The sequence below is a fragment of the Pseudomonas lalkuanensis genome (genome assembly GCF_008807375.1).
Lineage (GTDB): Bacteria > Pseudomonadota > Gammaproteobacteria > Pseudomonadales > Pseudomonadaceae > Metapseudomonas > Metapseudomonas lalkuanensis.
In genome coordinates, this window is the sequence record NZ_CP043311.1 from 2,893,376 (window position 1) to 2,918,622 (window position 25,247).

Annotated in this window: 28 protein-coding genes and 4 pseudogenes; 17 read left to right on the forward strand and 15 right to left on the reverse strand. The window is 57.6% G+C overall.

The window, feature by feature from the left end:
- Positions 1-2: 2 nt before the first annotated feature.
- The 3 genes from FXN65_RS13405 to FXN65_RS13415 form a co-directional block, all read right to left on the reverse strand.
- Positions 3-557 carry a cytochrome b gene (locus FXN65_RS13405; RefSeq protein ID WP_151133670.1) on the reverse strand — a complete coding sequence of 185 codons (555 nt, stop codon included), beginning with the start codon at positions 555-557 and terminating at the stop codon, positions 3-5.
- Between the two features lie 105 nt (positions 558-662).
- The gene (locus FXN65_RS13410) at positions 663-2,336 is read right to left on the reverse strand and encodes a cation acetate symporter (protein ID WP_151133671.1); all 1,674 of its coding nucleotides are present in this window, start codon (positions 2,334-2,336) and stop codon (positions 663-665) included.
- Positions 2,336-2,644 (reverse strand): DUF485 domain-containing protein, encoded by a 309-nt coding sequence (locus tag FXN65_RS13415; protein ID WP_151133672.1) that lies wholly within the window; start codon positions 2,642-2,644, stop codon positions 2,336-2,338. Before FXN65_RS13415 ends, FXN65_RS13410 begins: the two co-directional genes overlap by 1 nt.
- Positions 2,645-3,124: 480 nt before the next feature.
- Here FXN65_RS13415 and FXN65_RS13420 point away from each other — a divergent pair, with 480 nt between their 5' ends.
- The 7 genes and pseudogenes from FXN65_RS13420 to FXN65_RS13450 all read left to right on the forward strand — a co-directional run.
- The gene (locus FXN65_RS13420) at positions 3,125-3,709 is read left to right on the forward strand and encodes a superoxide dismutase (RefSeq protein ID WP_151133673.1); all 585 of its coding nucleotides are present in this window, start codon (positions 3,125-3,127) and stop codon (positions 3,707-3,709) included.
- A 63-nt stretch (positions 3,710-3,772) separates the two neighbouring features.
- Complete coding sequence (locus tag FXN65_RS13425; RefSeq protein ID WP_151133674.1) at positions 3,773-5,290, forward strand: CoA-acylating methylmalonate-semialdehyde dehydrogenase; 1,518 nt, start codon at positions 3,773-3,775, stop codon at positions 5,288-5,290.
- A 338-nt stretch (positions 5,291-5,628) separates the two neighbouring features.
- Positions 5,629-6,816, forward strand: a complete 1,188-nt coding sequence (gene hmpA / locus FXN65_RS13430) for an NO-inducible flavohemoprotein (protein ID WP_151133675.1) — start codon at positions 5,629-5,631, stop codon at positions 6,814-6,816.
- 85 nt (positions 6,817-6,901) lie between these two features.
- The gene (locus FXN65_RS13435) at positions 6,902-7,291 is read left to right on the forward strand and encodes a tautomerase family protein (RefSeq protein ID WP_151133676.1); all 390 of its coding nucleotides are present in this window, start codon (positions 6,902-6,904) and stop codon (positions 7,289-7,291) included.
- Between the two features lie 163 nt (positions 7,292-7,454).
- A complete protein-coding gene (locus FXN65_RS13440) occupies positions 7,455-8,081 on the forward strand; it encodes a glutathione S-transferase family protein (protein ID WP_212632336.1) in 627 nt (208 codons plus the stop codon).
- 50 nt (positions 8,082-8,131) lie between these two features.
- Positions 8,132-9,727, forward strand: coding sequence for an isocitrate lyase (locus FXN65_RS13445; RefSeq protein ID WP_151133677.1), 1,596 nt, complete (start codon positions 8,132-8,134; stop codon positions 9,725-9,727).
- Positions 9,728-9,998: 271 nt separating this feature from the next.
- Positions 9,999-10,103, forward strand: a pseudogene (locus FXN65_RS13450) (DUF4113 domain-containing protein); the annotation flags it as partial.
- A gap of 90 nt (positions 10,104-10,193) precedes the next feature.
- Here the strand turns inward: FXN65_RS13450 and FXN65_RS13455 are convergent.
- Positions 10,194-10,550: a histone-like nucleoid-structuring protein, MvaT/MvaU family gene (locus FXN65_RS13455; RefSeq protein ID WP_151133678.1), complete on the reverse strand. Its 357-nt coding sequence runs from the start codon at positions 10,548-10,550 to the stop codon at positions 10,194-10,196.
- Between the two features lie 97 nt (positions 10,551-10,647).
- Between FXN65_RS13455 and FXN65_RS13460 the strand changes: the two genes are divergently transcribed.
- Entirely contained in the window at positions 10,648-11,298 is a 651-nt protein-coding gene (locus tag FXN65_RS13460) for a hypothetical protein (RefSeq protein WP_151133679.1), read from the forward strand.
- A gap of 8 nt (positions 11,299-11,306) precedes the next feature.
- Here the strand turns inward: FXN65_RS13460 and FXN65_RS27890 are convergent, their stop codons facing one another.
- Entirely contained in the window at positions 11,307-11,465 is a 159-nt protein-coding gene (locus FXN65_RS27890) for a hypothetical protein (protein ID WP_178119323.1), read from the reverse strand.
- 145 nt (positions 11,466-11,610) lie between these two features.
- On the opposite strand from FXN65_RS27890, the gene tnpB (FXN65_RS13465) reads away from it, so the two are divergent.
- Both tnpB (FXN65_RS13465) and FXN65_RS13470 read left to right on the forward strand, forming a co-directional pair.
- Positions 11,611-11,946 carry an IS66 family insertion sequence element accessory protein TnpB gene (tnpB, locus tag FXN65_RS13465; RefSeq protein ID WP_003241496.1) on the forward strand — a complete coding sequence of 112 codons (336 nt, stop codon included), beginning with the start codon at positions 11,611-11,613 and terminating at the stop codon, positions 11,944-11,946.
- 63 nt (positions 11,947-12,009) lie between these two features.
- Positions 12,010-12,462 (forward strand): annotated as a pseudogene (locus FXN65_RS13470) (IS66 family transposase); the annotation flags it as partial.
- On the opposite strand, the pseudogene FXN65_RS13475 reads toward FXN65_RS13470, so the two are convergent.
- The 10 genes and pseudogenes from FXN65_RS13475 to FXN65_RS13520 form a co-directional block, all read right to left on the reverse strand.
- Positions 12,456-13,199, reverse strand: a pseudogene (locus FXN65_RS13475) (IS66 family transposase); the annotation flags it as partial. The pseudogenes FXN65_RS13470 and FXN65_RS13475 sit on opposite strands and share 7 nt — an antisense overlap.
- Positions 13,200-13,260: 61 nt before the next feature.
- A complete protein-coding gene (gene tnpB / locus FXN65_RS13480; protein ID WP_151133680.1) occupies positions 13,261-13,449 on the reverse strand; it encodes an IS66 family insertion sequence element accessory protein TnpB in 189 nt (62 codons plus the stop codon).
- Between the two features lie 102 nt (positions 13,450-13,551).
- Entirely contained in the window at positions 13,552-14,535 is a 984-nt protein-coding gene (locus FXN65_RS13485; RefSeq protein ID WP_151133681.1) for a GlxA family transcriptional regulator, read from the reverse strand.
- An 84-nt stretch (positions 14,536-14,619) separates the two neighbouring features.
- Entirely contained in the window at positions 14,620-15,363 is a 744-nt protein-coding gene (locus tag FXN65_RS13490) for a CbtA family protein (protein ID WP_151133682.1), read from the reverse strand.
- Positions 15,364-15,384: 21 nt separating this feature from the next.
- The gene (locus FXN65_RS13495; RefSeq protein ID WP_151133683.1) at positions 15,385-15,564 is read right to left on the reverse strand and encodes a CbtB domain-containing protein; all 180 of its coding nucleotides are present in this window, start codon (positions 15,562-15,564) and stop codon (positions 15,385-15,387) included.
- On the reverse strand, positions 15,561-15,929 hold the full coding sequence (locus tag FXN65_RS13500; RefSeq protein WP_151133684.1) for a nitrile hydratase accessory protein: 369 nt from the start codon (positions 15,927-15,929) through the stop codon (positions 15,561-15,563). The genes FXN65_RS13495 and FXN65_RS13500 overlap by 4 nt, the downstream gene beginning before the upstream one ends.
- Positions 15,930-15,939: 10 nt before the next feature.
- Complete coding sequence (gene nthA, locus FXN65_RS13505; RefSeq protein WP_151133685.1) at positions 15,940-16,563, reverse strand: nitrile hydratase subunit alpha; 624 nt, start codon at positions 16,561-16,563, stop codon at positions 15,940-15,942.
- An 86-nt stretch (positions 16,564-16,649) separates the two neighbouring features.
- Entirely contained in the window at positions 16,650-17,393 is a 744-nt protein-coding gene (gene nthB / locus FXN65_RS13510) for a nitrile hydratase subunit beta (RefSeq protein WP_151133686.1), read from the reverse strand.
- 26 nt (positions 17,394-17,419) lie between these two features.
- Complete coding sequence (locus tag FXN65_RS13515; protein ID WP_151133687.1) at positions 17,420-17,923, reverse strand: DUF1097 domain-containing protein; 504 nt, start codon at positions 17,921-17,923, stop codon at positions 17,420-17,422.
- Positions 17,924-17,976: 53 nt separating this feature from the next.
- Positions 17,977-18,951: a CobW family GTP-binding protein gene (locus tag FXN65_RS13520; RefSeq protein WP_151133688.1), complete on the reverse strand. Its 975-nt coding sequence runs from the start codon at positions 18,949-18,951 to the stop codon at positions 17,977-17,979.
- 493 nt (positions 18,952-19,444) lie between these two features.
- Here FXN65_RS13520 and FXN65_RS13525 point away from each other — a divergent pair, with 493 nt between their 5' ends.
- The 7 genes and pseudogenes from FXN65_RS13525 to FXN65_RS13560 all read left to right on the forward strand — a co-directional run bounded on the left by FXN65_RS13525 (position 19,445) and on the right by FXN65_RS13560 (position 24,963).
- Complete coding sequence (locus FXN65_RS13525) at positions 19,445-19,759, forward strand: 2Fe-2S iron-sulfur cluster-binding protein (RefSeq protein WP_178119324.1); 315 nt, start codon at positions 19,445-19,447, stop codon at positions 19,757-19,759.
- A 158-nt stretch (positions 19,760-19,917) separates the two neighbouring features.
- Positions 19,918-20,981 (forward strand): annotated as a pseudogene (locus FXN65_RS28225) (amidase family protein).
- Positions 20,978-21,328: an amidase family protein gene (locus FXN65_RS28435; protein ID WP_151133691.1), complete on the forward strand. Its 351-nt coding sequence runs from the start codon at positions 20,978-20,980 to the stop codon at positions 21,326-21,328. Before FXN65_RS28225 ends, FXN65_RS28435 begins: the two are co-directional and overlap by 4 nt.
- A gap of 93 nt (positions 21,329-21,421) precedes the next feature.
- Positions 21,422-22,300 carry an alpha/beta fold hydrolase gene (locus FXN65_RS13545; RefSeq protein WP_151133692.1) on the forward strand — a complete coding sequence of 293 codons (879 nt, stop codon included), beginning with the start codon at positions 21,422-21,424 and terminating at the stop codon, positions 22,298-22,300.
- Positions 22,301-22,958: 658 nt separating this feature from the next.
- A complete protein-coding gene (locus tag FXN65_RS13550; protein WP_244620759.1) occupies positions 22,959-23,306 on the forward strand; it encodes an aldo/keto reductase in 348 nt (115 codons plus the stop codon).
- A 41-nt stretch (positions 23,307-23,347) separates the two neighbouring features.
- Positions 23,348-23,539: a LysR substrate-binding domain-containing protein gene (locus FXN65_RS28540; protein ID WP_212632337.1), complete on the forward strand. Its 192-nt coding sequence runs from the start codon at positions 23,348-23,350 to the stop codon at positions 23,537-23,539.
- A gap of 482 nt (positions 23,540-24,021) precedes the next feature.
- A complete protein-coding gene (locus tag FXN65_RS13560; RefSeq protein ID WP_151133695.1) occupies positions 24,022-24,963 on the forward strand; it encodes an aromatic alcohol reductase in 942 nt (313 codons plus the stop codon).
- Positions 24,964-25,247: the final 284 nt, after the last annotated feature.

Genomic DNA, 25,247 nt, shown 5'->3' on the forward strand with positions numbered 1-25,247 from the left:
CTTCACAGCTCCACTTGTTTACCGAGCATTCGCTTCAAGGAATCGTTCTTCAAGACGAGGTGGTTTTTCAGCGCGCCAAAGATGTGCAGCGCCAGACCTGCGAGAAAGGCTGTTGCACCAACGTTGAAGAGAATTTCGATTACCCGTTGAAGCTGCGCGTTGGGTTCGACGAGGGCTGGTAAAGCAAGTCCACCTGGCAGAGCGATCGCCTCTCCAGCAGCCGACTTGGCAAGCCAAGCCGCGATTGGTAGCAGCACCATCGCTAGTGCCAAGGCTACTGCGACTGATCTACTGATAATCACCTCGATGGGGTTGGGCGTGCCGACGGGCAGCGGATGGTAGGAGGTCACCCTCGCCCAGAATCGATATATCGAAACGAGGAATAGAAAGATGCCCAGCAGGTTTTGCATCTGAGTCAGTTCCATTTGCCGCGATTCATCGGCAGCCTGAGAAATCGCAATGGCCAAACCGATGATCGAAAACAGCAGTGCTGCGACTATCCAGTGCAGCATGACAGTGATGGGCGAGAACCTCAGACCGTTGTCTCTTAGTTGCATGATTGCCTCCGTAGTTGCGTTATCTGCGAGTAGGGGCGGGCAGCAACCTGGACCACGCCGCGAGGCATGATTCCAGGTCGTGGATCGGGTGCTGCCCGATAAGTGTTAGTGGCTGACTGCGCCGGATGCGCCGAGCCCGGTCTGTGCACGGACGAACTGATTTTCGAAGTCGTCCCGCTCGCGTTTAGCCCGATAACTACGGTCCGTGATTGAGCCGAGCCAGGCGAAGAGGAAGGCAAGGTTCATTGAGATGATTGCCGGGTAGTCAAAGGGGAAGACCGCATCGGTATTGCCCAGTATCTTGACCCAGACGGCCGGTGAGAGGATGACAAGACTGACCGAACTCACTAGGCCCGCTGCGCCGCCGATCAATGCACCGCGCGTTGTCAGCCCTTTCCAGTACATGGAGAGAGCCAAGATCGGGAAATTCACCGACGCTGCGACGCCAAAGGTGAGTGCTACCAGGAAGGCTATGTTCTGCTCCTTGAACAGAATGCCCAGTGCCACGGCCACCACGCCGATGCACACAGAGGCAATTCTCGACACCCTCCGTTCACTCGCCACGTCAGCATGACGCTTCTTGACCACCATGACGTAGAGGTCATGCGAGATCGCCGAAGTACCTGCCATCGTGAGACCCGCAACCACAGCCAGAATCGTTGCAAAAGCTATGGCTGAAAGGAATCCGAGCATCAAATCGCCTCCCAGCGCCTTTGCCAGGTGCATGACTGGCATGTTGCCGCCACCGATGAGTTTTCCGCCGAGCTGGCCAGCTTCAAAGAAGGCGGGGTTCTTCCCCACGATCACGATGGCGGCCATGCCCAGCACCGCAACGACCAGGAAAAAGAAACCGATGAAACCTGTAGCGACGAACACCGACTTGCGCGCCTGTTTGGCGTCCGGGACGGTGAAGAACCGCATGAGGATGTGGGGCAGCCCGGCCGTTCCGAACACGAGCCCGATCGACAGCGAAATCATGGCCACTGGGTCGGACACCAACTTGCTCGGCAGCAGCACTGCGCTTCCACTCTGATGGGTGGCGACCACCTGCTCGAACAGTGTGTTGAGCGAGAAGCCGAATTGGGCCAGGGCCAGCGTAGCGAGGAAGGTGCCACCAAACAGCAAAAGCACCGCCTTGATGATCTGCACCCATGTCGTCGCGACCATGCCACCGAAGGTGACGTAGATCGCCATGAGCAGACCGACCACGATTACCGCATAGTTGTAGGGGAGGCCGAAAAGCAATTGGATCAGTTGACCTGCGCCGACCATCTGCACGACGAGGTAAAAGCACACCACGGTCAGTGAGCCGAAGGCCATCAGCGTGCGAATCCGGTTTTGGTCGAGCCGATAAGCAGCTATGTCCGCGATGGTCACGCGCCCCAAGTTTCGAATGCGCTCGGCAAACAGGAACAGGAGGAGTGGCCACGCCACGAAGAAGCTAATCGCATAGATCATGCCGTCGTAGCCGTTGAAGAAGATCATGCTGGTCAGGCCGAGCAGGGCTGCAGCCGACATATAGTCGCCAGCCAAGGCCAAGCCGTTCTGGAATCCGGTGATCCCGCCGCCGGCGGTGTAGAAGTCCTCCATCGACTTGGTCTTGGACGCGGCCCAGTAGGTGATGCCAAGAGTTGCCACCACGAACACCAGGAACATTGCGATCGCCGTCAAATTGATCGGCTGCTTTTCGACCGCCTCCAGTGCCCCTGGCGCAGCAGACGCGGCCGTCGCCCAGCCCAGCAGGACCGAGATAATCAGGAACTGACTTGTGCGATTCATTACTGCTCTCCCGCGAGGATCTTTGCGGTGAGCTCGTCGAATTCGCCATTTGCGCGGCGAATGTACAAGCCCGTCAACAGCCAGGCGCCGACAATCAGCACGACACTGATCGGCCAGCCGATCGTCACGATGCTGGCGGCGGAGAACCGCGCTGCAAGCACCTCTGGCATGAAGCCGGCGACGTAAATGAAGGCGAAATACGGGAGCAGGGTCGCCGCAGTGAGGCATGCGACAAATCTTCTGCGGCGTCTTACCAGTGCGACAAACAGGGGGTTCGTGCGAATCCCGGCGAGTGCATTCGGTTCCACTTCTTTGTCTCCGTCTAGCAGTGATTGTTGACCCTCAGTCCCTCGGGAGATTCGTGGGCTTCGGCTTCTTGTTCGACGGACGATAGGCCGATCATTTGATCTCAACAAATGATGTTTGGTGATGCGTGCGATCTTTTTTGGTGAACCATTGCGGATGAAGATCAACGCAAATCTGCGTGCATTTCGCCTGTGGGGCCACTGGGCTGTGTCCCATTTACGGCACGGCTATGCAGGGTGGGCGGCTTGCGAAACCCATCAACGATGCCGATGGGTTTCGCTCCGCTCGCTGAATGGACAAGCTACGATGATGGTTCACAATTAGTGATCCAATGCATCACTAATCATCATTTTACGTGAATTTATTGGGACCCTATCGTCACTGGAAGTCGGTTGGCTCTATGGCAACCGCTTATGGAGCCTGGCTTTGGCAGTTGCTGAAAGCCATCGGTCCGCCGCTTCCGTGAACAAGAAGAGATCCCAATGGAACACATACTTCCCCCCCTGCCGTACGAGAAGAGTGCGCTGCTTCCCTACCTGTCAGTGGAAGCCTTCGACTACCACTACTCCAAGCACCATCAGGCATACGTGACGAATCTGAATGGCCTGATAAAGGGAACGCCTTATGAAGGTGCGCAGCTGGAGGAAATCGTCACGACGGCTCCCGCTGGTGCGATCTACAACAACGCCGCTCAAGTCTGGAATCACACCTTCTTCTGGAACTCGATGACGCCTGCGGGTGGCAATGAACCCACTGGCTTGCTGGCCGAGGCCATCCAGGGCAAGTGGGGAAGCTTAGGCGCTTTCAAGGCCGCATTTCGCGCCTCCGCTATCGGCAATTTCGGCTCGGGCTGGACCTGGTTGGTCAAGAAGGGCGATGGCTCGGTCGATGTGCTCAACACCGGCGCAGCGGGCAATCCGCTGACCAGTGGCGACAAGCCGCTCCTGTGCCTCGATGTCTGGGAACACGCCTATTACATCGACTACCGCAATGGGCGCCCCGTCTTTGTCGATGTCTTCCTCGACAAGTTGGCCAACTGGGCCTTCGCCGAAGCCAATTTCGCCTGACCCAGCGCTGTTTCGCTGAGGAACGTTCCACCTACCTTTCTACTTCGATTGGAGACACCCGTCATGACCAGTCAGCCAGTTAGCATCGATCATTTCATCCACGGCCGCGTGACGCCTGGCACTTCCGGCCGCGCGCAGAATGTCACCAACCCGTCTACCGGTGTAGTGACCGGCGAGGTGGCCCTGGCCTCTGCCCAAGAGGTCGATGAAGCAGTGAAGTCCGCAGCAGCCGCCTTTCCGGCCTGGTCGAACTTGCCGCCGCTGCGTCGGGCACGCGTCATGTTCAAGTTCCTGGAGCTGCTGAACCAGCATCGCGACGAGCTGGCTCGAATGATCACGGCTGAACACGGCAAGGTCTTCACCGATGCCCAGGGCGAAGTCACCCGTGGTATCGAGATCGTCGAGTTCGCCTGCGGCATCCCGCAGCTGCTCAAGGGCGATTACACCGAGCAGGTCTCTACCAACATCGACAACTGGACCATGCGCCAGCCGCTGGGTGTGGTGGCGGGAGTCACCCCATTCAACTTCCCGGTGATGGTGCCCATGTGGATGTTCCCGGTGGCCATCGCCTGCGGCAACACCTTCGTGCTCAAGCCCAGCCCGATCGATCCCTCGCCCTCGCTGTTCATGGCCGAGTTGCTCAAGCAGGCCGGTCTGCCCGACGGCGTGTTCAATGTCGTGCAGGGCGACAAGGTGGCCGTCGACGCGCTGCTGGATCACCCGGATGTGATGGCAGTGAGTTTTGTTGGCTCGACGCCCATCGCCAACCACATCTACGAAACCGGTGCTCGCCACGGTAAGCGCATACAGGCGCTGGGCGGCGCTAAGAACCACATGGTGGTCATGCCCGACGCCGATATCGATCAGGTGGTCGATGCCCTCATGGGCGCAGCCTTCGGCTCGGCCGGCGAGCGTTGCATGGCCATCTCCGTGGCCGTCCTGGTGGGCGATGTCGCCGACAAGCTGATGCCCAAGCTGGTGGAGCGCACTGAGACGCTCAAGGTTCTCGACGGTATGAACCTGGCTGCCGAGATGGGCCCCATCGTGTCGGAGGCGGCGCGTCAGCGCATCACCGGCTACATCGAACAAGGCGTCGCGGAAGGTGCGCGGCTGCTGGTCGATGGCCGTGGCTTTGACGGCAAGCAGGCCGGCTCGAACTGCGACCATGGCTTCTGGCTTGGCGGTACCGTGTTCGACCACGTCACACCTGAGATGAAAATTTACAAGGAGGAGATCTTCGGCCCGGTGCTAGCTTGCGTGCGGGTGAAGGATTTCGCCGAGGCGGTAGAGCTGATCAACGCGCATGAGTTCGGTAACGGCACCGCGTGCTACACCCGAGATGGTCACATCGCGCGTGAGTTCGCACGCCGCATTCAGGTTGGCATGGTCGGTATTAACGTGCCGATTCCTGTGCCCATGGCCTGGCACGGGTTTGGCGGTTGGAAGCGCTCGCTCTTCGGCGACACCCATGCCTACGGTGAAGAGGGCGTGCGCTTCTACACCAAGCAGAAGTCGATTATGCAGCGCTGGCCGAACAGCATTGCCAAGGGCGCTGAATTTGTCATGCCCACCTCTCAGTAACCAACCGCGGCGCTCGTCGACGGGCGCCGTGTCATGAAGCTGGGACCTCCGAGAAATTTTGAAGAGCGTTCGCAGCACTGTAGGGCGGCAACCATGCCGACCTCCGGAGAGCTGGTCGTCGTGTTCTCGCTCCCTCCCGCCGGCCCTGGCGACAGGGTTGGTGGCTCTTGCGTCCCGGTCCGCGTCATGACCGGTTTGGGTTGCGTGCGGTCGACGGTCCGCACGCAACCCCGTTCTCCGTAAATCGAGGGCAAGGCCTCGTGCGGGCTGTCGCCGGAATCACATGCATTGGACCGCTTGGGGTCCTCGTTCATCTGAAACTTTCCTAGGTACCTTTTATGCTGACAGACACTCAACGCGACATCATCAAGGCGACAGTTCCGTTGTTGGAAACCGGTGGTGAGGCGCTTACCACACACTTCTACAAGTTAATGCTTAGCGAATACCCGGAAGTTCGCCCGCTGTTCAACCAGGCTCACCAAAGCAGCGGCGCGCAGCAGCGAGCGCTTGCAAACGGCGTACTTCAGTATGCGCGCCATATCGACAGGCTCGAGGCTCTCGGCCCACTGGCCGCGCAGATCGTAAACAAGCACGTGTCACTGCAGATTCAACCTGAACACTACCCCATCGTCGGCACCTGTTTGCTGCGCGCTATCCGCGAAGTGCTGGGCTCGGACTTAGCGACCGATGAAGTGATTGCGGCCTGGGGGGCGGCATACCAGCAGCTCGCCGATATTCTGATTGAGGCCGAGCGCGAGGCCTATGCTTCCCTGGCTGCCGCGCCTGGAGGGTGGCGAGGCGGTCGTGAGTTTCGCGTGGTCCGCAAGGTGCCTGAGAGCGTCGAAATCAGCTCTTTCTACCTGGAGCCCGTTGATGGTGGTTCGGTGGTGGACTTCAAGGCGGGCCAATACATCAGTCTGCGCCTGATCGTGGGTGGCCAGGAAATTCGTCGTAACTACTCGCTGTCAGCCGCCGCCAATGGACGTGGCTATCGCATCAGTGTCAAGCGCGAGCCCGGTGGAGTGGCCTCCAATTACCTGCATGACCTTGTGAGCGAGGGAAGCACTCTGGAGCTGTTCCCGCCAGCTGGGGAGTTCACGCTCAACGACAGCAACAGACCCCTGGTGCTGATTAGTGGGGGCGTAGGCATCACGCCGACACTGGCCATGGCCGAGGCTGCATTAGCTGGCAGCAATCGCCGCATCATCTTCATCCACTATGCACGCAGTGCACAGGTGCATGCCTTCGGCGAGCAGATCGATTCCTGGGAGTCGCACCACCCGCAGTTTCAACGGTTTGTCGTCTACGAGGAGGTTGAGGCACAGGCACCGCGTGAGCCGGATGCAGTCGGCCGGCCCACATTTGCCCAATTGCAGCAATGGCTACCTGCAGACCTTGATTTCGATGCCTATTTCCTGGGGCCGAAGCCGTTCATGGCCTTCATCAAGCGAACTTTGCGCGAACTGGGCTTGCCCGAGACGAGAGCTCGTTATGAGTTCTTTGGCCCCTCTGAAGCATTGAGCTAGGCCGCCTCCTGGGTCCCAATCTCTGCCACGGCAGGGGCGGGGGGCCAATCGGCCGACTCGAGACTACCCACACAGGACAATCAGTATGCCGCTTCTCAAGTTTGACCTTATCCAGGGACGCAGTGACGAAGAGCTCCGTACCCTCTTGGATGTAGCCCACCACGCCATGGTGCAAGCCTTCGAAGTTCCATCCAGCGATCGTTATCAATGTGTCACGCAGCATCGTCCGGGCGAACTTGTGCTGGAGGACACGGGGCTGGGTTACGCGCGTTCGGCAAGCGTCGTCTTACTGACGATTATTTCGCGGCCGCGCTCGCAGGAGCAGAAGACGGAGTTCTACCGCTTACTGGTCGACAAGCTGCAAACCGAATGCGGTCTATCAGCGGATGATCTAATCGTTTCGCTGGTGGAGAACAGCGACGCGGACTGGTCCTTCGGCCGTGGGAAGGCGCAGTTCCTGACCGGGGAGCTCTAATCGCCGCAGACAAAGCGCTCAGTTAGTCGGCCGGCCAAGTGCCGGAGCTGGGCTCAGAGCAGACTACTGCTCGGGCGCCTGTCCTCGCGTTTAGTCAGTTCGAGGTCGAGCTTACTGCAAGTGCTGCGAACACAAGCTTTCCTCAAATTCCTGGAGTACTGAAATGACCATTAAGCTCTATCACCATCCGCTTTCAGGTCACTCTCATCGCGCACTCCTCGCACTGTCGTTACTTGGTGTGCGGTATGAGCTTGTTTATATCGACCTCAAGACCAAGCAGCAGAAGTCGCCCGAATTTCTAAAGATGAACCCGTTCGGCCAGATCCCCGTATTGGACGACGAGGGGACGATCATCACCGACTCCAATGCCATCTTGGTGTATCTGGCTGCTAAGTACGACGTTGCAAGTCGGTGGATCCCACGTGACCCCAAGGGTGCGGCGCGAGTGCAGGTTTGGTTCTCCGTGGCCGCCGGCCAGCTCGCGTTCGGGCCAGCTGCGGCGCGACGAGTCACTGTCTTTGGCGCTGTGCTGGACACGCAGGACGCTATCGCCCGCTCGCACACCTTGCTCACACTGATGAACAGCGAGTTGGACGGGCGTAGTTTCCTTGTGGGGGATTCGGCCACCTTTGCTGACGTCGCGATCTACAGCTACATCGTCAACGCGCCTGAAGGAAACGTTTCGTTATCGGACTATCCGAACGTTCAGGCTTGGCTCGCACGCGTGGAGGCATTGCCTGGCTTTGTACCGTTCAATACCACTGCAGCCGGCCTTCGAACGACCGCCTAAGCGGGTGCAAAGTCGGTGCTCAACTCCATACATACTTTGAAGGATTGACCATGTCCGCTTATCAAAACGACATCAAGGCCATTGCCGCTCTGAAAGAAGCAAACGGCAACAGCTGGAGCGCTATCAACCCCGAGTCGGTTGCCCGCATGCGCGCCCAGAACCGCTTCAAGACCGGTTTGGATATCGCCAAGTACACCGCGGCCATCATGCGCAAGGACATGGCCGAGTACGACGCCGACTCCTCCGTCTACACCCAGTCCCTGGGCTGCTGGCACGGCTTCATCGGTCAGCAGAAGCTGATCTCCATCAAGAAGCACCTGAAGACCACCAACAAGCGCTACCTCTACCTGTCCGGCTGGATGGTCGCCGCGCTGCGTTCCGACTTCGGCCCGGTGCCCGACCAGTCGATGCACGAGAAGACTGCCGTCGCCAACCTGATCGAAGAGCTCTACACCTTCCTGCGCCAGGCTGACGCCCGCGAACTGGACCTGCTGTTCACCGCGCTGGACGCCGCCCGTGCTGCCGGCGACAAGGCCAAGGAGGACGAAATCCAGGCTCAGATCGACGGCTATGAAACCCACGTGGTACCGATCATCGCCGACATCGACGCCGGTTTCGGCAACCCGGAAGCCACCTACCTGCTGGCCAAGAAGATGATCGAAGCCGGTGCCTGCTGCATCCAGATCGAGAACCAGGTGTCCGACGAGAAGCAGTGCGGTCACCAGGACGGCAAGGTTACTGTTCCGCACGAAGACTTCCTCGCCAAGATCAATGCCGTGCGCTACGCCTTCCTCGAGCTGGGCGTGGATGACGGCGTGATCGTCGCCCGTACCGACTCCCTGGGCGCCGGCCTGACCAAGCAGATCGCCGTGACCAAGCAACCGGGCGACCTGGGCGACCAGTACAACTCTTTCCTGGACTGCGAAGAAATCTCCGCCGCCGAACTGAAGAACGGCGACGTGGTGATCAACCGCGACGGCAAGCTGCTGCGTCCCAAGCGCCTGGCTTCCAACCTGTTCCAGTTCCGCAAGGGCACCGGCGAAGACCGCTGCGTCCTGGACTGCATCACCTCGCTGCAGAACGGTGCCGACCTGCTGTGGATCGAAACCGAGAAGCCCCACGTTGGCCAGATCAAAGGCATGGTTGACCGCATCCGTCAGGTCATCCCGAACGCCAAGCTGGTGTACAACAACAGCCCGTCCTTCAACTGGACGCTGAACTTCCGCCAGCAGGTATTCGATGCGTTCGTTGCCGAAGGCAAGGACGTCTCCGCCTACGACCGCGCCAACCTGATGAGCGTGGAATACGACGAGACCGAACTGGCCCAGATCGCCGACGAGAAGATCCGTACCTTCCAGCGCGACGGTTCGGCTCACGCCGGCATCTTCCACCACCTGATCACCCTGCCGACCTACCACACCGCAGCCCTGTCCACCGACAATCTGGCCAAGGGCTACTTCGCCAACCAGGGCATGCTGGCCTACGTGAAGGGCGTGCAGCGTCAGGAAATCCGCCAGGGCATCGCCTGCGTCAAACACCAGAACATGGCTGGTTCCGACATCGGCGACAACCACAAGGAGTACTTCTCGGGCGAGGCAGCTCTGAAGGCCAGCGGTGAAGACAACACCATGAACCAGTTCCACTAATCGGAACTGCCAGCGGCCGACCACGCACCGGCCGGATATGGCGTGTCGGAGAACCCCGGTGCATGCACCGGGGTTTCCGGCCTTAGACGAGAGCGCATGGTGAACTTCATGTTCAGCGATGAAGACCAAGACCTCAGCAATTTCGGACGCGATGATTTTTTCAATGACGGCGGTAGCGCAATCTCGGCCTGGGGCATCGACCGGCGCATGACGGAGCACCTCCACGCCCAGGGCATCAGAACCGCCTGGGATTTGGCCCAAGCTGACGCCTGTTCGGCCAGGCGGCGTTCCCGTGGCGCCGGATTGGGGTATGTGCCGGGAATTGATGAGCCAGAGCTATACAACGCGGCTCGATCAGTTGTGGGCAGTCTTTTGAGGCGTCACGGAGGGACGGTGTTTCGACGAAGGCGTGTATTGCAGTAGGGGATGAGTTGGCTGGGGTCGGAATCCGCCCCCAGGCCGGAGATTACTGGAGCCAGGATTTCACAGTTTCTGCGCCAAACTCGGCTTTCCAGGCATTCAAGACTTTGTGATTGCCGCCTTTGGTTTCGACAATTTCATTGGTGTGGGGGTTCTTGTAAGTCTTGACGGTGCGCTCGCGGCGTTTGTCCTTGGCAGGCGCAACAGCCTCGCGGCGGACCGACGGATCCAGGATGTTGATAACCGCTTTGAGGCCGAAGTCGTACTCTTTCAGGAGGGCCTTGAGTTTGTTCTCGAACTCAATCTCGCGCTTAAGCTCGCCGTTATTTTTGAGGTTCTCCAATGCGGCAAGCTGCTCAGCAAGTTGCGCCTCAAGGCGTTTGAATTCTGCAATTTTGCTCATCGCGTAATCCTTAGAAAGATTGCCCACTCGGGCTGACCGTTAGGTTCATTGATAATGTACGCGAAAGGCTTGATGAGTTCTGCTGCGGAATGCCCCAGTGCCGGACATCATGAAAGAATTTGTCGACCGGCAAGAGGGCTATGCCGGCCAGGTGCGCAAGTTTTTCCTGGGCAAGCGTGTGCTTTGCTGCGATGAATCAGGCGCCTACCAGAAGCCCTTTATCGCACTGAGGATGTTCAAGGAGGTATTTGAGGAAGGAAAACGCTACCGGATTCTGGACATCTCCACTCTGCCGGTGTTCACCCCTGCCGACTTGGAGTACAGCGCCGAGGTGCCGTTCTGTGATGAGGACTACGACAGCACCGTCAGCGGCCTACGCAGCATCGACCTTGCCGCCGGCGACGACGAGTCCCTCACGGTGATCCGGAACGGCCTGACAGTAGCTGACGTGCGAACGGCCAGCGAGTTCGAGATCGATTCTGAGGGCACTGCTCTGTTCTGGGCGCTGGAGCTCGACTATGCGCTCAACCGCGTCAGCATCGATATGTCTCCCAATGCAGGGATTCACTACCTGATGAACCTCGGCACTGTGGCCATCTACAAAGATTTGCACGGTGAATGGGATCGCATGCTGAGGATGGCCAAGCAGATCTGGCGAAGTGGCCTGCAGCCGAACCTGCAAGATCCCCAGGCCTTGGTCGCAAAACTCGGTGGCAGTCAGCACGGCCAACTGGGCTTTGGATTCTGACTTAGCGCTTAACCCTTGGGGGCGTCTTCCCTGGCCTTGAGGGTTGGAATGAAGGTACCGGTTGGAAGCACCAAGCGCAGCGGGTTCACCGGAGAGGCGGTGAATCCGAGGCTGCCGTAGTAAATCGCCGCATCCACATCCTTGGCGTCTACCGCAAGGAACGCCACGCCTGCATGTTTCGAGCTCGCGTACCCCGAGTGCGGCCGACAGGGCCATCCAGATCGCAATTCCCCATCGGGCCGGCAAACTGTCGGTGCAGTGGCCGGGCAACGACCCTGAAGGCTGCGCCCGCTTTCTGCGCGAGCTGCTGAAGTGATCCGCATCGAGCGCATCTGGCTCGCCACCGAGCCGCTGGACATGCGCGCCGGCACCGAAACCGCGTTGGCCCGGGTGGTTCAAGTGTTCGGTGCGGCGCAGCCGCACTGCGCCTACCTGTTCACCAACAAGCGCGCCAACCGGATGAAGGTGCTGGTGCACGATGGCTTCGGCATCTGGCTGGCCGCTCGCAGGCTCAATCGAGGGCGCTTCGTCTGGTCGGGCAATTGGCAGGGACAGCAGTTGGAACTCAGCCCCGAGCAGTTGCAGGCCCTGGTGGTCGGCCTACCTTGGCAGCGTCTTGGGCCCGATGCCGAGATCAGGCTCCTGTAGCCGGGGTGCAATTAGGCCAATGGCCTATCGCCGAGGGGGCCGACAATCCGCACACTCGGCGCCATGAATCCTGCCGCTTTCGATCACCTGACACCCGAGCAACTGCGCCAACTGGCCGCGCAGTTGAGTCAGCGCGTCGATCACCTGGAAACGCTCAACCAGCGGTTGAACCACGAACTCGCCGTGCTGCGGCGCCACCGCTTCGCCCGCCGCAGCGAGCAGCTCAATGCCGACCAGCTCAACCTGCTGGACGAGATGATCGATGCCGACATCGCCGCCATCGAGGCAGAGCTTGAGGCGGCCCGACCAGAGCCCGCCAAGCGCTCGCTACGGCAGCAGCCCAAGCGAGCGCCGCTGCCGGCCGAGCTGCCGCGCACGCTGATACTTCACGAGCCGGACAGCACCCAGTGTGCCTGCGGCTGCCAGCTCAAGCGCATCGGCGAAGACGTCAGCGAGAAGCTCGACTACACCCCGGGCACCTTCACCGTCGAGCGGCATATCCGTGGCAAGTGGGTCACGCGTTGGGCCAGCACGGCTTCGCGCAGGGCATCGACCAGCGGCTGGAGCTGCACGCCGGTTTGCCCAACCCACTGCGCCAGCGTCGAACGAGCGATGGCCAGGCCGGCACGGCCGAAGATCTTTTCCTGCCGGTACAGCGGCAGGTGGTCGGCGAATTTGGCCACCATCACGTGCGCCAACAGGCCGGCGGTGGGGATGCCCTTGTCGATCACCTGCGCCGGCACTGGCGCCTGGATCAGCGTTTCGCATTGGCGGCAGGCCCATTTCCCTCGCACATGCTGTTCGACGGTGAACACGCCCGGCGTGTAATCCAGCTTTTCGCTGACGTCTTCACCCACGCGTAGCAGTTGGCAGCCGCAGGCACACTGGGTGTTGTCCGGTTCGTGATGGATCACGGTGCGCGGGAGCAGCGGTGCCAGCGTTGCACGCTTGGGCTGCTGGCGTGTTTCGGTCGGCGCAGCCGGCGGATTGACCGCTTTCAGCTCCGCCTCGATGGCCACGATGTCGGTGTCGAGCAGGTCATCCAGCAGGCGGCCCTGATCAGGGCTGAGTTGCTCGCTGCGCTTGGCAAACTTGTGCCGCTTGAGGATGGCGATTTCGTGGGTGAGGTTCTCGATAACCGTTTGGTCGCGGTGGATCTTCTTGCCCATCAGGTCGACCTGCGTGACCAACTGCGCGGCCAGTGCACGCAGTTGGTCAGGGGTCAGTTGGTCGAGGTTGGGCGAGGCAGTTATGCCGCTGATTGTGCCAGAGTAGGCGGTCAGCGGAGATAAACCGATGGGCTAATGGCAGGTGCTACAGCACTGTGATCGCGCCGGCTGCACCGACCCGCTGCCAGGGTAGACCCAGTACCAAAGCCTGAAGTTGCTCGGTGTCGAGTTCGACTTCCGAGCCGTGCCGGATGCCTGGCCAGTGAAACTTGCCCTGGTTCAAGCGCCGCGCGGCCAGCCAGATACCCACGCCGTCATGCACCAGGACTGTCATGCGGTTGGCCTCATCTTTTTGCGCGCACTGTGATATCCCTTTCGATTCGCATAACACGTGACTTTGCGTTTAACTGCCGGTCAAACGATCCGCTTTCCCAGACTACGTTTCGATACTTGAACCGCCGGTTCGGAATCGCTGCCTGTATTCCACCGGACTGATGGACAGCCGCTTTACGAAAACTCGCCGCAAACTGTCCGCTCCATCGAAACCGCATTTGTACGCAATCTCTTTAATCGACTGCTCAGTGGCTTCCAGATGACGCCGTGCAGCATCGATGCGTGCATCTGCGAGGAAGGACATCGGAGGAACGCCTGTTTCTTTTGCGAAGAGCCTTGTGAGATTTCTGGGGCTCATGTGGACCCGTTCGGCTAGTGAAACCAATGTGTGATCAAGATGCAGGTTCTCAAGTACGAATTCCTGGACAGCCTGAACCTGTGTGCCGACGTTGCCCTGCATCTCAAGCATTGGGCTGAATTGTGATTGCCCACCTGCACGTCGAAGATAAACGACAAGGTACTTGGCAACGTCAATGGCCATGCGCTTACCGAAATCTTCCTCGATCATGAGCAGTGAAAGATCAATGCCAGCAGTCACGCCGGCTGTTGTGTAGATGATCCCGTCCTTGACGTGAATGTGGTCGGGATCAACACGCGCCGAAGGAAATAACTCGCTCAGATGTGCCGCATCCATCCAGTGCGTGGTCACTGACTTATGGTCGATCAACCCGGCAGCTCCCAATGCAAATACGCCATTGCAGATGGCCGCAAGCCGCCGACACGATCTGCTCTGCTCTTTGAGCCAGTCACACAGCACCGAGTCGGAGTAGACATCAAATATTCCCAGCCCGCCGGGAACAATCACGGTGTCCAGATTCGGGCAAGGGTCGAAGATGGTTCGATCCGGAATCACCGTCAGACCACTGGATGACAGCAGGGGGCTGCGTGTTGTACCGATGGTGAGCATCTCGTACTCACAGGCTCCCTGACTCAACACCTTCACTTGGGCGAACGCGTCTTTCGGACCTGCAATGTCCAGCAATTGGAATCCCGGGAAAACCAGGAGACCCACGATTATTTTCTTCATGCGCCGTTCCTGATCGATCGCTGTAGCCATCTTGCTCGCAGAGAGCCGTGAGGGTACAGCCACAATGCGGCTACTCTGGAGTTCTTATCGTGTAGCAAAAGGTGAGCCAGAGGTTATCGATTCTCCAGCTTGCTGGCGAACGTACCACCACCCACTAAGACCACCTAATGCGATCCAGAAGGTCGCATTGACCAGCATCGAGGCCACCCGGAATTGTGCCTGCAGCTCACCGGGTGCCAGTGTATGGTGATGCGCTGGCTGTGGCGCGCCGTAGATGTGCGGTGCTGCGATCAGCAGGACCGCAACCACACGCCAGAGCCAATGCCTGCCAAACACCAGCAACCCGAGCCCGATCGCCGTTGCCAGGGCCGTCACGCCCCACCAGTCTTGTCGGGAGGAGAGTTCAGCTGCCATCGTTCCCGGCAGCTCGGGCGGCAAGCCTGCTGATGGCGCAAGGTAGAACGTGCCGTAACCTGCCAAGCCCCACAGCACCCCATGCCAGGATTTGGTTGGAGAGCGCAGGTTGTAGAGCGCGCAAAGGAGCAGCGCGAATCCAACGGCTACTACGAGATCCCCGCCAAAGGTCGACAACGTGCGTTGCCATCCATCTGCAGGAGACCATGCTTCGGCGTCGTGTTCATGTTCGTGAGCACCCACAGCATGCTCATGCGCCGGCCGTTCCTGAACGTGCTCATGGGGCACGTCAGCGCTCTCAAAGACCTCGGCCTGCAAAATCAACGGTGTGATCCAGAGGCTTTGCATCAGCGTCAGTAGGAGCGCGGCAATGGCGCCGGTGTAGCAAGCGGTGGAGAGGATGCGTTTGAACATGCCCAAGTGCTCCGCGAAGATTTAGTGGCAGGGGAAGCCCGAACTGTGTCGGGTGTCATGCGCAGCGTTATGGACCAGTTCGAGGTGAGAGAAGCCCGCGAAATACACTAGGGACATCCCCAGAAGAATCGAGGCGAGAGTGGCCAGCAGTCGATGACTGCGAGATTGGCTTGAAGCACGTGTCAGTGCAGTGGTGGTCATGCGATGTTCCTCAAATCAGTGGTGGTGCTTTCAGATTTCGTTTCGATCAAGCGCGCCTGGAGCTCATCGGTATCCAGAAGCGAATGCTCCTGAAGCACCTTGATCAGCGCCTCGAGATAGCGCTCGTAGTAGTCCCATGGTGGTTGGTTATCGCAGGGCAACTGCTCCCAGGTCGATATCGACCCGATCAGGTTTTGACGAAAGGCTTCCCACTCGAAATGGCCGGCTTTTGACAGCGCTAGAGCCAGGCCGTAGAGGCTGCGCTGCCAGTCTTGAGTGAATTGCAAACGACCATGGGAGCGGGGTGGTGAGTCCTTCTGGCCGAGCATGCTGTTGACAGCAAATTCCTCGAATCGAGTAAACATGGCACTCTCCTCAGATTGCGGGCAGTTCGATTAAAGCGACGCCCATCATCGACTCTGGCGTAACCAGCGCTGCGAGTTGTTCTTCGTTCAGATGCTCGGAGTTGGCAGGGCGTTCGGGTACGACGAACCAACGGATCTGTGCGCTGCTGTCCCACACCTCAACCTTGGTCTCGGCACCGACAGGGACGCCGAACTCTTTCAACACTGCTCGTGGCTCACGCACGCCGCGGGCACGAAAGACCGGGTCTTTGTACCAGTACGGTGGGAGGCCGAGGATGGGCCACGGATAGCAGGAGCACAGGGTGCAGATGATGAGGTTATGCACGCCCGGAGCATTGGCCACCGCCAACATGTGCTCACCTTCTGCGCCATCCATTCCTTGGGCCAAGTTCAGTTCGGCGATCGCCTTAGGGGTATCAGCCAGCAAACGTGCCTTGTATTCAGGATCTACCCAGGCACGGGCGACAATCTTGGCACCATTGAATGGCCCGGCCACCGTTTCGAAGTGGGCCAGGACGGTGTCGACCGAATCACTGCCGATTACGCCTTTCTCGATCAGAAGTGCTTCCAGCGCACGCACTTTCGCGGCGCTCTCGGCTTCACGTTGTTTCTCATAGTCGAATAGTTGGCTCATTGAAAAACTCCGTTGTTAGGTAGGGGGCTCAGTGCTGGAATGACCGATCTCGTCCAGTCAGCGGGTATCGGCACGAGGGTTTGGGATCAAACCGGCGCTTGCACGTACGCCTCAAACAAATCTGCATATATCATCGTGTTGGGTTCGCTTTTCTCGACACCCCAGATATCCGCCGCGTCGAACGCCACGCGATACACCGGCATGGGCTTGCCAATGCCATCCAAGCCGGTATTGACGAAGTACGCGAATGCCCCCGGATACACTTCAACGATCTTGCCGGGCTTGCTACGCAGGTATCCTGGCAAGCGGGTGTGATCGACGGCGGCCGGGTCAGCGACCGTTACCGAGTCACCCGCGGCGAACAACGGTTTGCCGGCACAAGGCCGCATTCCCGAGTCACCTTGCTCCAGATATCGGACGATCTGTTCACGGATTGGCGCGCTCGGTTTGTCCGGGAGAGGTGCATCAGGTTCTTTGCGGTAGAAGTCGGCGCGGCTCTTGAACTCTTCCTCACTGATGTAGCCCTGATTGATGAAAAAGCTCGAGATCCCTCCCAGCCATTTTTCGTAGTAGCGAAATTTGAAGTATTCGAATGGCTGCATGCCCTCTGCACCGGTACGAAGTGACGCCCAGGTCCAGTCACTCTTGAAGCTCGTAGGGAGAGTGTCCATCGGGTACCTAGGCAGTGAGTCGATCAGGTGAGCACTCTCAGCCATCATTGTGGTGTGGATACCGAAGATCCGCTTTTCCCATTCCTGGACAAAAACCCTCTTCTCAAAATCCACAGGCCCAAGGTTTTCCAAGCCACCGAGGTAATGTTGTAGTTTCATGTGGCGCTCCAGTGTGAGGTGCAAGATCAGGCCAATCGCGTACGCGGTTTGCTGGTCAACGCATCGCCAAGGCGCTCGGAGATATAGCCAAACACCGCGCCCGTGATCAGCGCAGCAGCGGCGATTAAGGCCGGGTTTTCCAGCCCCGGCGTTGTCATCGGCTTCCCTCCGACGGCGGTGGTGCCGACCGTGGATGCGAAACCCCAAACGATTGCCGGTAGGATGCTCAGCAACGGTATTTTCGATGCTTGCACCATTAGCGCACTTCCTGCGCCCACCAGGATTGCGATGACCAATGGCGCTTCACTGACGGTGGCGATGCCTAGCAGAACCAACGAGCTGATGATCAGTCCCACCAGGTTGGACGCGACGCTGCGTATAAACCCGGCATTGCCGCCGCCGACGATGAAGAACGACGCCCAGGCGATGAAGGTGACCCACACTGGCACTGGCCACACTGTGGCGGTGAGGTAGGTGTCCAGAACTGCGAGTAACCCGATGCTGACGGTGTAGGCTTCTTGCTTTTTCATAGTCTTTTTTCCTGTCTTATGGGGATGGGGTTGTATCGGGCAGGTTTGAACGCTCAAGCAGCGTGAAGACAATCAAGAAAGCCCTGGCGCAACTGTTCGCGGTCCAGATCACGACCGATGAAAACGAAGCGGTTGTCACGAGGTTCGTCAGCTTCCCAGCGTGGGCCAGGCATGGCCTCCAGCAGCATGTGGACGCTGTGGAAGTGAAAGCGGCGGGCCTCGCTGGCGAAGTTCAATAGACCCTTCATGCGCATCAGGCGCTGGCCCTGATCATTCACCAATTGGTTGACCCAGCGATGGAACCGGTCAGCGTCCAGCGCGCCCGAGGTGACCACTGAACACGATGAGATGGAAGTGTCATGCTCGTGGTCGTGGTCTTCTTCTTCGAGGATGTCGGGCTCGATCATCAGGAGGTTGGGAAGGGAGAAACGCTTGGTGCCGAGCAGCGCGTCGATGGGGGCCTCGGAGTTGACACTCCGCACCACAGTAGCAGTGCGGTTAACCATCCGAACCTCGTTTTGAATCGCTCTCAGCACTTCCTCACTGACCAGATCGATCTTATTGACGATCAGCGTGTCGGCGAAAGCGATCTGTTCACGGACAATCTCGTCGCTCAGTTGCTGCTGCAGATGCAGGGCGTCGATGACCGTGATCACTGATTCGAGGTCAACCTGACTACGAAGGTCCGGGTCGGCAAGAAAGGTCTGTAGAACTGGCGCCGGATCGGCCAGGCCTGACGTTTCAACGACCAACCTATCCAGACGATGGCCCGCAAGATCCAGCATCTCTTTCACACTGGCAACAAGATCCGCACGCACGGTGCAGCATACGCAGCCATTATTGATTTCTATCAGCGCCTCCTGCTCGGAGACGATGAGTTGGCCATCGATTCCGACCTCACCAAACTCGTTGACCACTACGCCGATTCGAAACGCTTCGTTCTGGCCCAGCAAGTGATTGACCAGAGTGGTCTTGCCCGCGCCGAGAAAGCCGGAAATGACCGTGACGGGGATTTTTTCAGCTCGCATGATGGATACCGTTATGCAGTGGAGGTCATTGCTGTCGGAGCAGCGTGAATCCTCCGTTGCGATATCTAGTCCAGCTTTTGGACCGTGTCCTCTGACACCTTTTTGTTGTCACATTTGGTTTGGACTGATGTCCATAATGCTCCAGTCGAACCCAAAAGGACGAGCAGTGCTGTCCAGGCTTTTTATTTGAATGGCTTGCTGGCCTGACATAACAGCACCACTTTGGGGCCGCGCGCTCCAAAATGGCTGACTTGGAAGCCGTCTCATTCAAATTGCCTGGGGCGGGAGGAGGAGGGGGGCTAACTCGTGCCAGGACAGACCAGGGGGGAGGGCCAGATACACATTGGTACACGTCCAACTGACGCTAAGTATCGAAAACGGCACATAAGAGAAGTAGAAGGCCACCTACGCGAAGGCTCCCTTCGTGGACTGGCGCTGATGGATCCAGATTGTCATCGATCAAGCGGATGAGCTCGGTTGGGCACCCGCAAACGTGCACTACGAGCAATTCAATTCAGGTGTTGTGGGGCTTCACAACACAGGCTTCACGGTCAACCTGACGTTGTCGGGACGTAGTCTCGAGGTCAGGGCAAATCAGACCCTGCTAGATGCGCTGTTGGAGCAGGGCGTAGATGCGTACTACGACTGTCGCTCCGGTGTGTGTGGTTCATGCATGGTGCCAATGACGGCTGGCCAGTCAGATCACCGGGATACATTCCTCAGCGAAGCCGAAAAACAAGAAAACTCTTTGATCTGCACTTGTGTGTCCCGGGCGATGCCTGGTGTCACGCTCGAGCTGGACATCTGAGATCTGCATCGCGGGGATCTCCGATATCCCCGTGTCCATTCGCTACTACAGGAGATATCGCCATGACCCTTCGTCGTCCTTCTCGCAAAGACATTCTGGCAATCAGCGGGCGAACCCATATCGATATGACAGACAAGGAGCTCGATATCGTCGAAACCATGATCGCCGGCAACCTCGATGTTTACGACGTCCTCGATCAGATTCCTGACGATGTGCAGCCGGTGACGCCGGCCATCCGTATTTCCGGAAATCGACCGACTCCGGAAGAAGATCCCTACAATGGCATTGTCCGGCGCTGCGACGTTCGCGCCACTGCTGTGAGTGATGGTCTGCTCAGCGGCAAGACCATCGGTATCAAGGACACAATCTGTGTAGCTGGAATCCCGACCACCTGCGGTTCGCGCCGGCTCTACGACTACGTGCCTGATGTCGACGCGCCCATCGTAACTCGGATCATTGAAGCCGGCGGTCACATTACCGCCATGTTCAACACGGACGACTTTTCCTTCTCCGGCGGTGGCCACACCAGTGCCTATGGCCCAGGTTTGAATCCACGTAGCAAAGCCCACATCGCCGGTGGTTCGTCCTGCGGTTCGGCGATCGCCGCCGCGAATGGTGTAGTCGACATCGCCATGGGCGGCGATCAGGGGGCTCGATCCGGATCCCAGCAGCCTGGTCGGGTATCGTCGGCCTCAGGCCTACCCATGGTCTGGTTCCCTACACCGGCATCGCAGGTTTTGACCCAACCGGCCCTATGGCCAGGATCGTTTCGGATTGCGCACTGATGCGCACTGCCATTGCCGGCAAAGATGATGCCTGGAGTGATCCCCGCCAGCCACAGCACCTCGAGAAAATCGACTACACCTCAGCCCTCGGTGGGTCGTTAAAGGGGTTGTGTATCGCAGTAGTTGAAGAGGGGTTTAATACCCCATGGTCCATGTCCGAAGTCAACGAGGCTGTACGTCTTTCGGTCCGTCTCCTCGAACAACTGGGCGCCACTGTGCAAAGTATTTCGGTGCTGGAACACAACCATGTCGTGCCGCTCTGGACGAGCATCGCTGTCGAAGGCGGACTGGATGCCTTCTTTCATGGCCTCAATCCGTTCGGCACAAAGGCCTGGTACAACACGCGCCAGATGGCCGCGATGTCCAAGGCGATCAAAACAAACGGGGGGACTTCTCTCCCACCGCGAAAGTCGGTGTCGTACTCGCCCACTACATGAAAGAGCAGTACCACGGCGTGTTCTATGGCAAGGCACGAAATCTGGCTCGCCGCCTCACTCAGACTTACAACAAGGTTTTTGCCGACTACGATCTGGTCGTGATGCCGACTACCCCTCAAACGGCACACGCGGTGCCACCGATGCCTGAAGTGGATCGCGCCAAGCACATCTCCGAAGCGCTGAATATGGCGTGCAATGTGGCTGCGTTCAACCTCACCGGGAATCCCTCGATCTCCGTACCCTGCAAAAACATCAGTGGCTTGCCGGTAGGGCTGATGATCACCGGTCGTAGTTTCGATGATGCAACTGTGCTCAAAGCTGCGCACGCTTACCAGATCGCGCAGTAACGTGACCTGTCATGACACGATGCGGGGCAGGGATTCGCATCGTGCCATTTCATTTGCTACAACCAAAGCCTCGATACTTCCGGACGTCACCAGATGCTTAAAAATATTGATGCAGGTGTTTTGAATATCACCTTTGATGACGCCGGCCCAGCAGATGGCTGGCCCGTTATTTTGCTCCACGGATTCCCCTACGATATCCAGGCCTATGCCGATATCATTCCAGGCTTGGCAAGCAATGGTGCCAGGGTCATTACTCCGTACTTGAGGGGATTTGGCCCGACGCGATTTCTGTCCACGACGACGCCCCGATCTGGCCAGCAGGCGGCGATCGCTCACGATTTGCTCGCACTGATGGACGCGCTCGAAATCAAATCTGCAATTCTGGTCGGTTACGACTGGGGAGGGCGAGCGGCTTGCATCGTTGCAGCTTTATGGCCTGAGCGCGTTCGTGGTCTAGTCAGTATCGGTTCGTACGCGATTCAGGATATTGCGGCGGCGATGAAACCGGCTGCGCCAGAAGCTGAGGTTCCATATTGGTATCAGTACTACTTCCACAGCGAACGTGGACGCAATGCGCTGATCCAGCAAAGGCAATCAGTCTGCGAGCTGCTGTGGCGGCAGTGGTCACCAACGTGGAACTTCACGCCGCAGGCTTTCGAAACATCCTCCCAGTCGTGGAGCAATCCTGACTTCGTTGAAGTCGTTCTCCACTCTTACCGGCATCGGTTTGGTCTTGTGGAAGGAGATATCGCCTACGAGGCGACTGAAGCGGCCCTGGCCGAATTACCTTCCATCAATGTACCGACGATCGCTGTGGATGGTGGTGACGATGGTTTGCTTTTAGGCGGAACGAGAAGTCATGCACCCAAGTTCTGCAGCAGCTACCACTACCGCAGAATCGAAGGGGCTGGCCACAACCTGCCGCAGGAGGCGCCGTTGCAGTTGGTTCAACTAATTCTTGAACTCGTTTAGGTGAGGACGGAGCAGCGCAGATTGACAGGCCGATCTGCATGCTCGCAAAGGCTCACAAACTACTTTGTTGCTTGATATAGGAAATGACATGGACGTGTATTGGGTCGAGAAGACCGGCAGCGGATGGAGGTTGCGCAAGATGAGTTCGGTCAAGCCCCTCGCCAAGCCATTGGTAATCACGTAGCTAATCTGCGATGGAATAACGGATTATCAATATATTAGATTTTTGTCCAGGGCAGCCATGAAAGATTCGTTTGTGTCAATAGCGTTTGGCGTAACTGAGAAAAGCTTTATATGGAGGTGATCTTTCGGCAATTTTAGAACATACTCTCCAAAGCTCTCAGCAGGCAGTTTAAGGTTGCGAGCATTAAGGAAAACCTTGCTCTCAACAATCAGAGAACAATTTCGAGGCTAGGCTTCAGATTGCAAAAGGTTTTAACCAAGATGACAATTAACCGAACTTCCATTCCCACCCAGCGATGGTTATCGGCTGATTGCCACGGCAGAGGCATTTTTAGGTAGGCGTAGGGATTCAGCAGTCAGGTACTCCCAGGGATGAGGTGTTCGCCACGACAAAGGTCTGGACGAATCCCCAACTCTTCGAGCATTTGATGACAATCTTAATCGGCTAGGTTTGGATCAGGTCGATTTGTATCTGATGCACTGGCCTCCTCAGAGCCGAGACATGGTCGTGGACACATGGCGGGCCATGATTAAAATTCCGGCAAGCGGCCAAGCACGCTCTATTGGCGTACCCAACTTCGCGATTCAGCCCCACCAACGAATTCTCGATGAAGCCGGTATTATGCCAACGGTCAACCAAGTCGATCTTCATCCTTCTTTTCAGCAGGTCGAACTGCGAAATTTCCACAAGACTAGGGGCGCCACTCAATCCTGGAACCCCTTGGGTGTATGGCGTAATCTTTTTCCACCATTGATTGATTCCGCCATCCTTTCCATCGCCAAGAAGCATGGTCGAACTCCGGCACAGATCATCATGAGATGACACCCACAACCCGATCTATTGGCGATTCAGTGGGTAGTTACATGGTACTACCTCATTTGAAAAGCGGGCGGCTCGTGCAGGTTCTTGAGCAGTATCGTGCACCTGTTGTCCCTGTATCTGTCATCTATCAACAGAATAACCAGTTGTCTCCTGCGGTGCGCTCGTTCGTGGACTGGATCGCCGAATTATTTTCTGCCAGCCCTTTGAGAGTAAGCGCACCGTTATCCAGGTAGCGGACCTTCGAAGCCTGAGGCTTAATTATCGACGGTTTTAGTGTTAGTGCTTTCTCTTTTCCTTTTCAGAAATGAAAGCACCAGATTCCTCTCCTTGCGCGGAATGAATAATGCTCGAGCCGAGGCAGGCCAAAATACTGATAATGATAAGGATGTTTTTGCGTCTCATGCTTGTCAGTCCAGGCGGTTGGTGAAACACAACGCTAACAGTCGTGGCAGGGCGTAAAAATATCTGAAGACGCATTACACAATTGTCGCGTGGAGAAGGGTTTTCGGTGAGTTCAGGTGGCGTAACTTTTCTCAGAATTCGAATTTTGACAATTGTGAAATCAAGTTTTAGTACAGACAGGCCTCGCACCGTTTGGCAGTATTTAGCGAGCCAAACGGCGCTCACGTTATCCGGTTTTTTCTTTTGTATCGCAGTTGTCAGCGATCCATTTGAGCGTCTGTTACTAATCAAGACTCAGATTCAGGTTGGTTAAATGAATATTTCCACTAAGAAGCAAAAAATTCTCGTCCTTGGCGCTGGGGAATTGGGAATCGAAATCCTGCGTGAGCTGTCCAGGCAGGGCATTCAAACAGGTAAGGCAGAGGTCTCGGTACTGCTGCGTAAGGCCAGCATCCAATCCAAGGCCCCCGAGAAAATTCAGCTTGCCATGGAGTTGGATGCGTTAGGCATCGACCCGATCGCCGGAGATGTCGTTAACGACTCTATTGGGGATCTGGCGTGGACATTCAGAGATTACGATACGATCGTTAGCTGTGTAGGTTTTGCCGCCGGACCTGGGACCCAAGTGAAGCTTGCGAAATCTGTGTTGGAAGCCGGAGTTGGCAAGTACTTCCCTTGGCAGTTTGGTTGCGATTACGACGTAATTGGTCGTGGTAGTGCTCAGCCGCTCTTCGATGAGCAGCTTGACGTTCGCGATCTGTTGCGTGACCAACGCCATATGGACTGGACCATTGTGTCAACAGGCATGTTCACCAGTTTCCTGTTCGAGCCTTACTTCGGCGTTGTCGATCTGGCAAACAACGCGGTGAATGCACTTGGCAGTTGGGATACCAAGCTGACGCTGACCACACCGCAAGACATAGGCAAGTTGACCGCGATGCTAATTTTGTCGCCTGAAGAGGCTGACAAAAACGTGGTTCATGTCGCCGGCGACACCGTGACTTACGGACAACTGGCGGACCTTGTTGACTCGGTGATGGGTTTGACTGTTGAACGTACTGAATGGACAGTACCGTTCCTGAAAGCGGAACTGGGCAAGGCGCCTGATGATGTCATCAAGCGTTACCGTCTGGTGTTCGCACAGGGCAATGACCACGGCGACGGCGTGGCGTGGGACAAGGGCCAGACCTTCAATGGTCAGAAAGGCATTGCGGTGACGTCAGTCGAAGCATGGATGCGTAAGAATATGCTTTGAGATAGGCGGCCCATTGGGGGAGGCCGACAGATTCGGAGATTGCCGAGTAGTTAAACTCGCCGCTTCCCAAGACCTGCAAATCAACTCGAATCGCCCCAACTTTCCGATTTGATGATATCGATCGCTAGGACAAAGCTCTAGTGATCGAACATCGATTACCCTGAGGGCGTGATTGATTTCAAGGGAAGGACTCCACTGCGGCACCAGACAGGGTCGAGTAGTGCCGATTAGTGCTCGCCCTTAAGCGGTACTGTAGGTCCAGCGCCCTAGAGTACCGCTGACAA

Bases quoted from the DNA above. Each gene is read 5' to 3' on its own strand.
- FXN65_RS13520 (WP_151133688.1), bottom strand. From the start codon at position 18,951: ATGCGAGCTGAAAAAATCCCCGTCACGGTCATTTCCGGCTTTCTCGGC.
- tnpB (WP_151133680.1), bottom strand. From the start codon at position 13,449: ATGACAGTCCTGGTGCATGACGGCGTGGGTATCTGGCTGGCCGCGCGG.
- FXN65_RS13500 (WP_151133684.1), bottom strand. From the start codon at position 15,929: ATGTTTACTCGATTCGAGGAATTTGCTGTCAACAGCATGCTCGGCCAG.
- FXN65_RS13455 (WP_151133678.1), bottom strand. From the start codon at position 10,550: ATGAGCAAAATTGCAGAATTCAAACGCCTTGAGGCGCAACTTGCTGAG.
- FXN65_RS13405 (WP_151133670.1), bottom strand. From the start codon at position 557: ATGCAACTAAGAGACAACGGTCTGAGGTTCTCGCCCATCACTGTCATG.
- FXN65_RS13425 (WP_151133674.1), top strand. From the start codon at position 3,773: ATGACCAGTCAGCCAGTTAGCATCGATCATTTCATCCACGGCCGCGTG.
- FXN65_RS13560 (WP_151133695.1), top strand. From the start codon at position 24,022: ATGAATATTTCCACTAAGAAGCAAAAAATTCTCGTCCTTGGCGCTGGG.
- FXN65_RS13410 (WP_151133671.1), bottom strand. From the start codon at position 2,336: ATGAATCGCACAAGTCAGTTCCTGATTATCTCGGTCCTGCTGGGCTGG.
- FXN65_RS13545 (WP_151133692.1), top strand. From the start codon at position 21,422: ATGCTTAAAAATATTGATGCAGGTGTTTTGAATATCACCTTTGATGAC.
- FXN65_RS13515 (WP_151133687.1), bottom strand. From the start codon at position 17,923: ATGAAAAAGCAAGAAGCCTACACCGTCAGCATCGGGTTACTCGCAGTT.
- FXN65_RS28540 (WP_212632337.1), top strand. From the start codon at position 23,348: ATGGTACTACCTCATTTGAAAAGCGGGCGGCTCGTGCAGGTTCTTGAG.
- nthB (WP_151133686.1), bottom strand. From the start codon at position 17,393: ATGAAACTACAACATTACCTCGGTGGCTTGGAAAACCTTGGGCCTGTG.
- FXN65_RS13420 (WP_151133673.1), top strand. From the start codon at position 3,125: ATGGAACACATACTTCCCCCCCTGCCGTACGAGAAGAGTGCGCTGCTT.
- FXN65_RS13495 (WP_151133683.1), bottom strand. From the start codon at position 15,564: ATGACCACCACTGCACTGACACGTGCTTCAAGCCAATCTCGCAGTCAT.
- FXN65_RS13485 (WP_151133681.1), bottom strand. From the start codon at position 14,535: ATGAAGAAAATAATCGTGGGTCTCCTGGTTTTCCCGGGATTCCAATTG.
- FXN65_RS28435 (WP_151133691.1), top strand. From the start codon at position 20,978: ATGAAAGAGCAGTACCACGGCGTGTTCTATGGCAAGGCACGAAATCTG.
- nthA (WP_151133685.1), bottom strand. From the start codon at position 16,563: ATGAGCCAACTATTCGACTATGAGAAACAACGTGAAGCCGAGAGCGCC.
- FXN65_RS13490 (WP_151133682.1), bottom strand. From the start codon at position 15,363: ATGTTCAAACGCATCCTCTCCACCGCTTGCTACACCGGCGCCATTGCC.
- FXN65_RS13435 (WP_151133676.1), top strand. From the start codon at position 6,902: ATGCCGCTTCTCAAGTTTGACCTTATCCAGGGACGCAGTGACGAAGAG.
- FXN65_RS13550 (WP_244620759.1), top strand. From the start codon at position 22,959: ATGCACTGGCCTCCTCAGAGCCGAGACATGGTCGTGGACACATGGCGG.
- hmpA (WP_151133675.1), top strand. From the start codon at position 5,629: ATGCTGACAGACACTCAACGCGACATCATCAAGGCGACAGTTCCGTTG.
- FXN65_RS13440 (WP_212632336.1), top strand. From the start codon at position 7,455: ATGACCATTAAGCTCTATCACCATCCGCTTTCAGGTCACTCTCATCGC.
- FXN65_RS13445 (WP_151133677.1), top strand. From the start codon at position 8,132: ATGTCCGCTTATCAAAACGACATCAAGGCCATTGCCGCTCTGAAAGAA.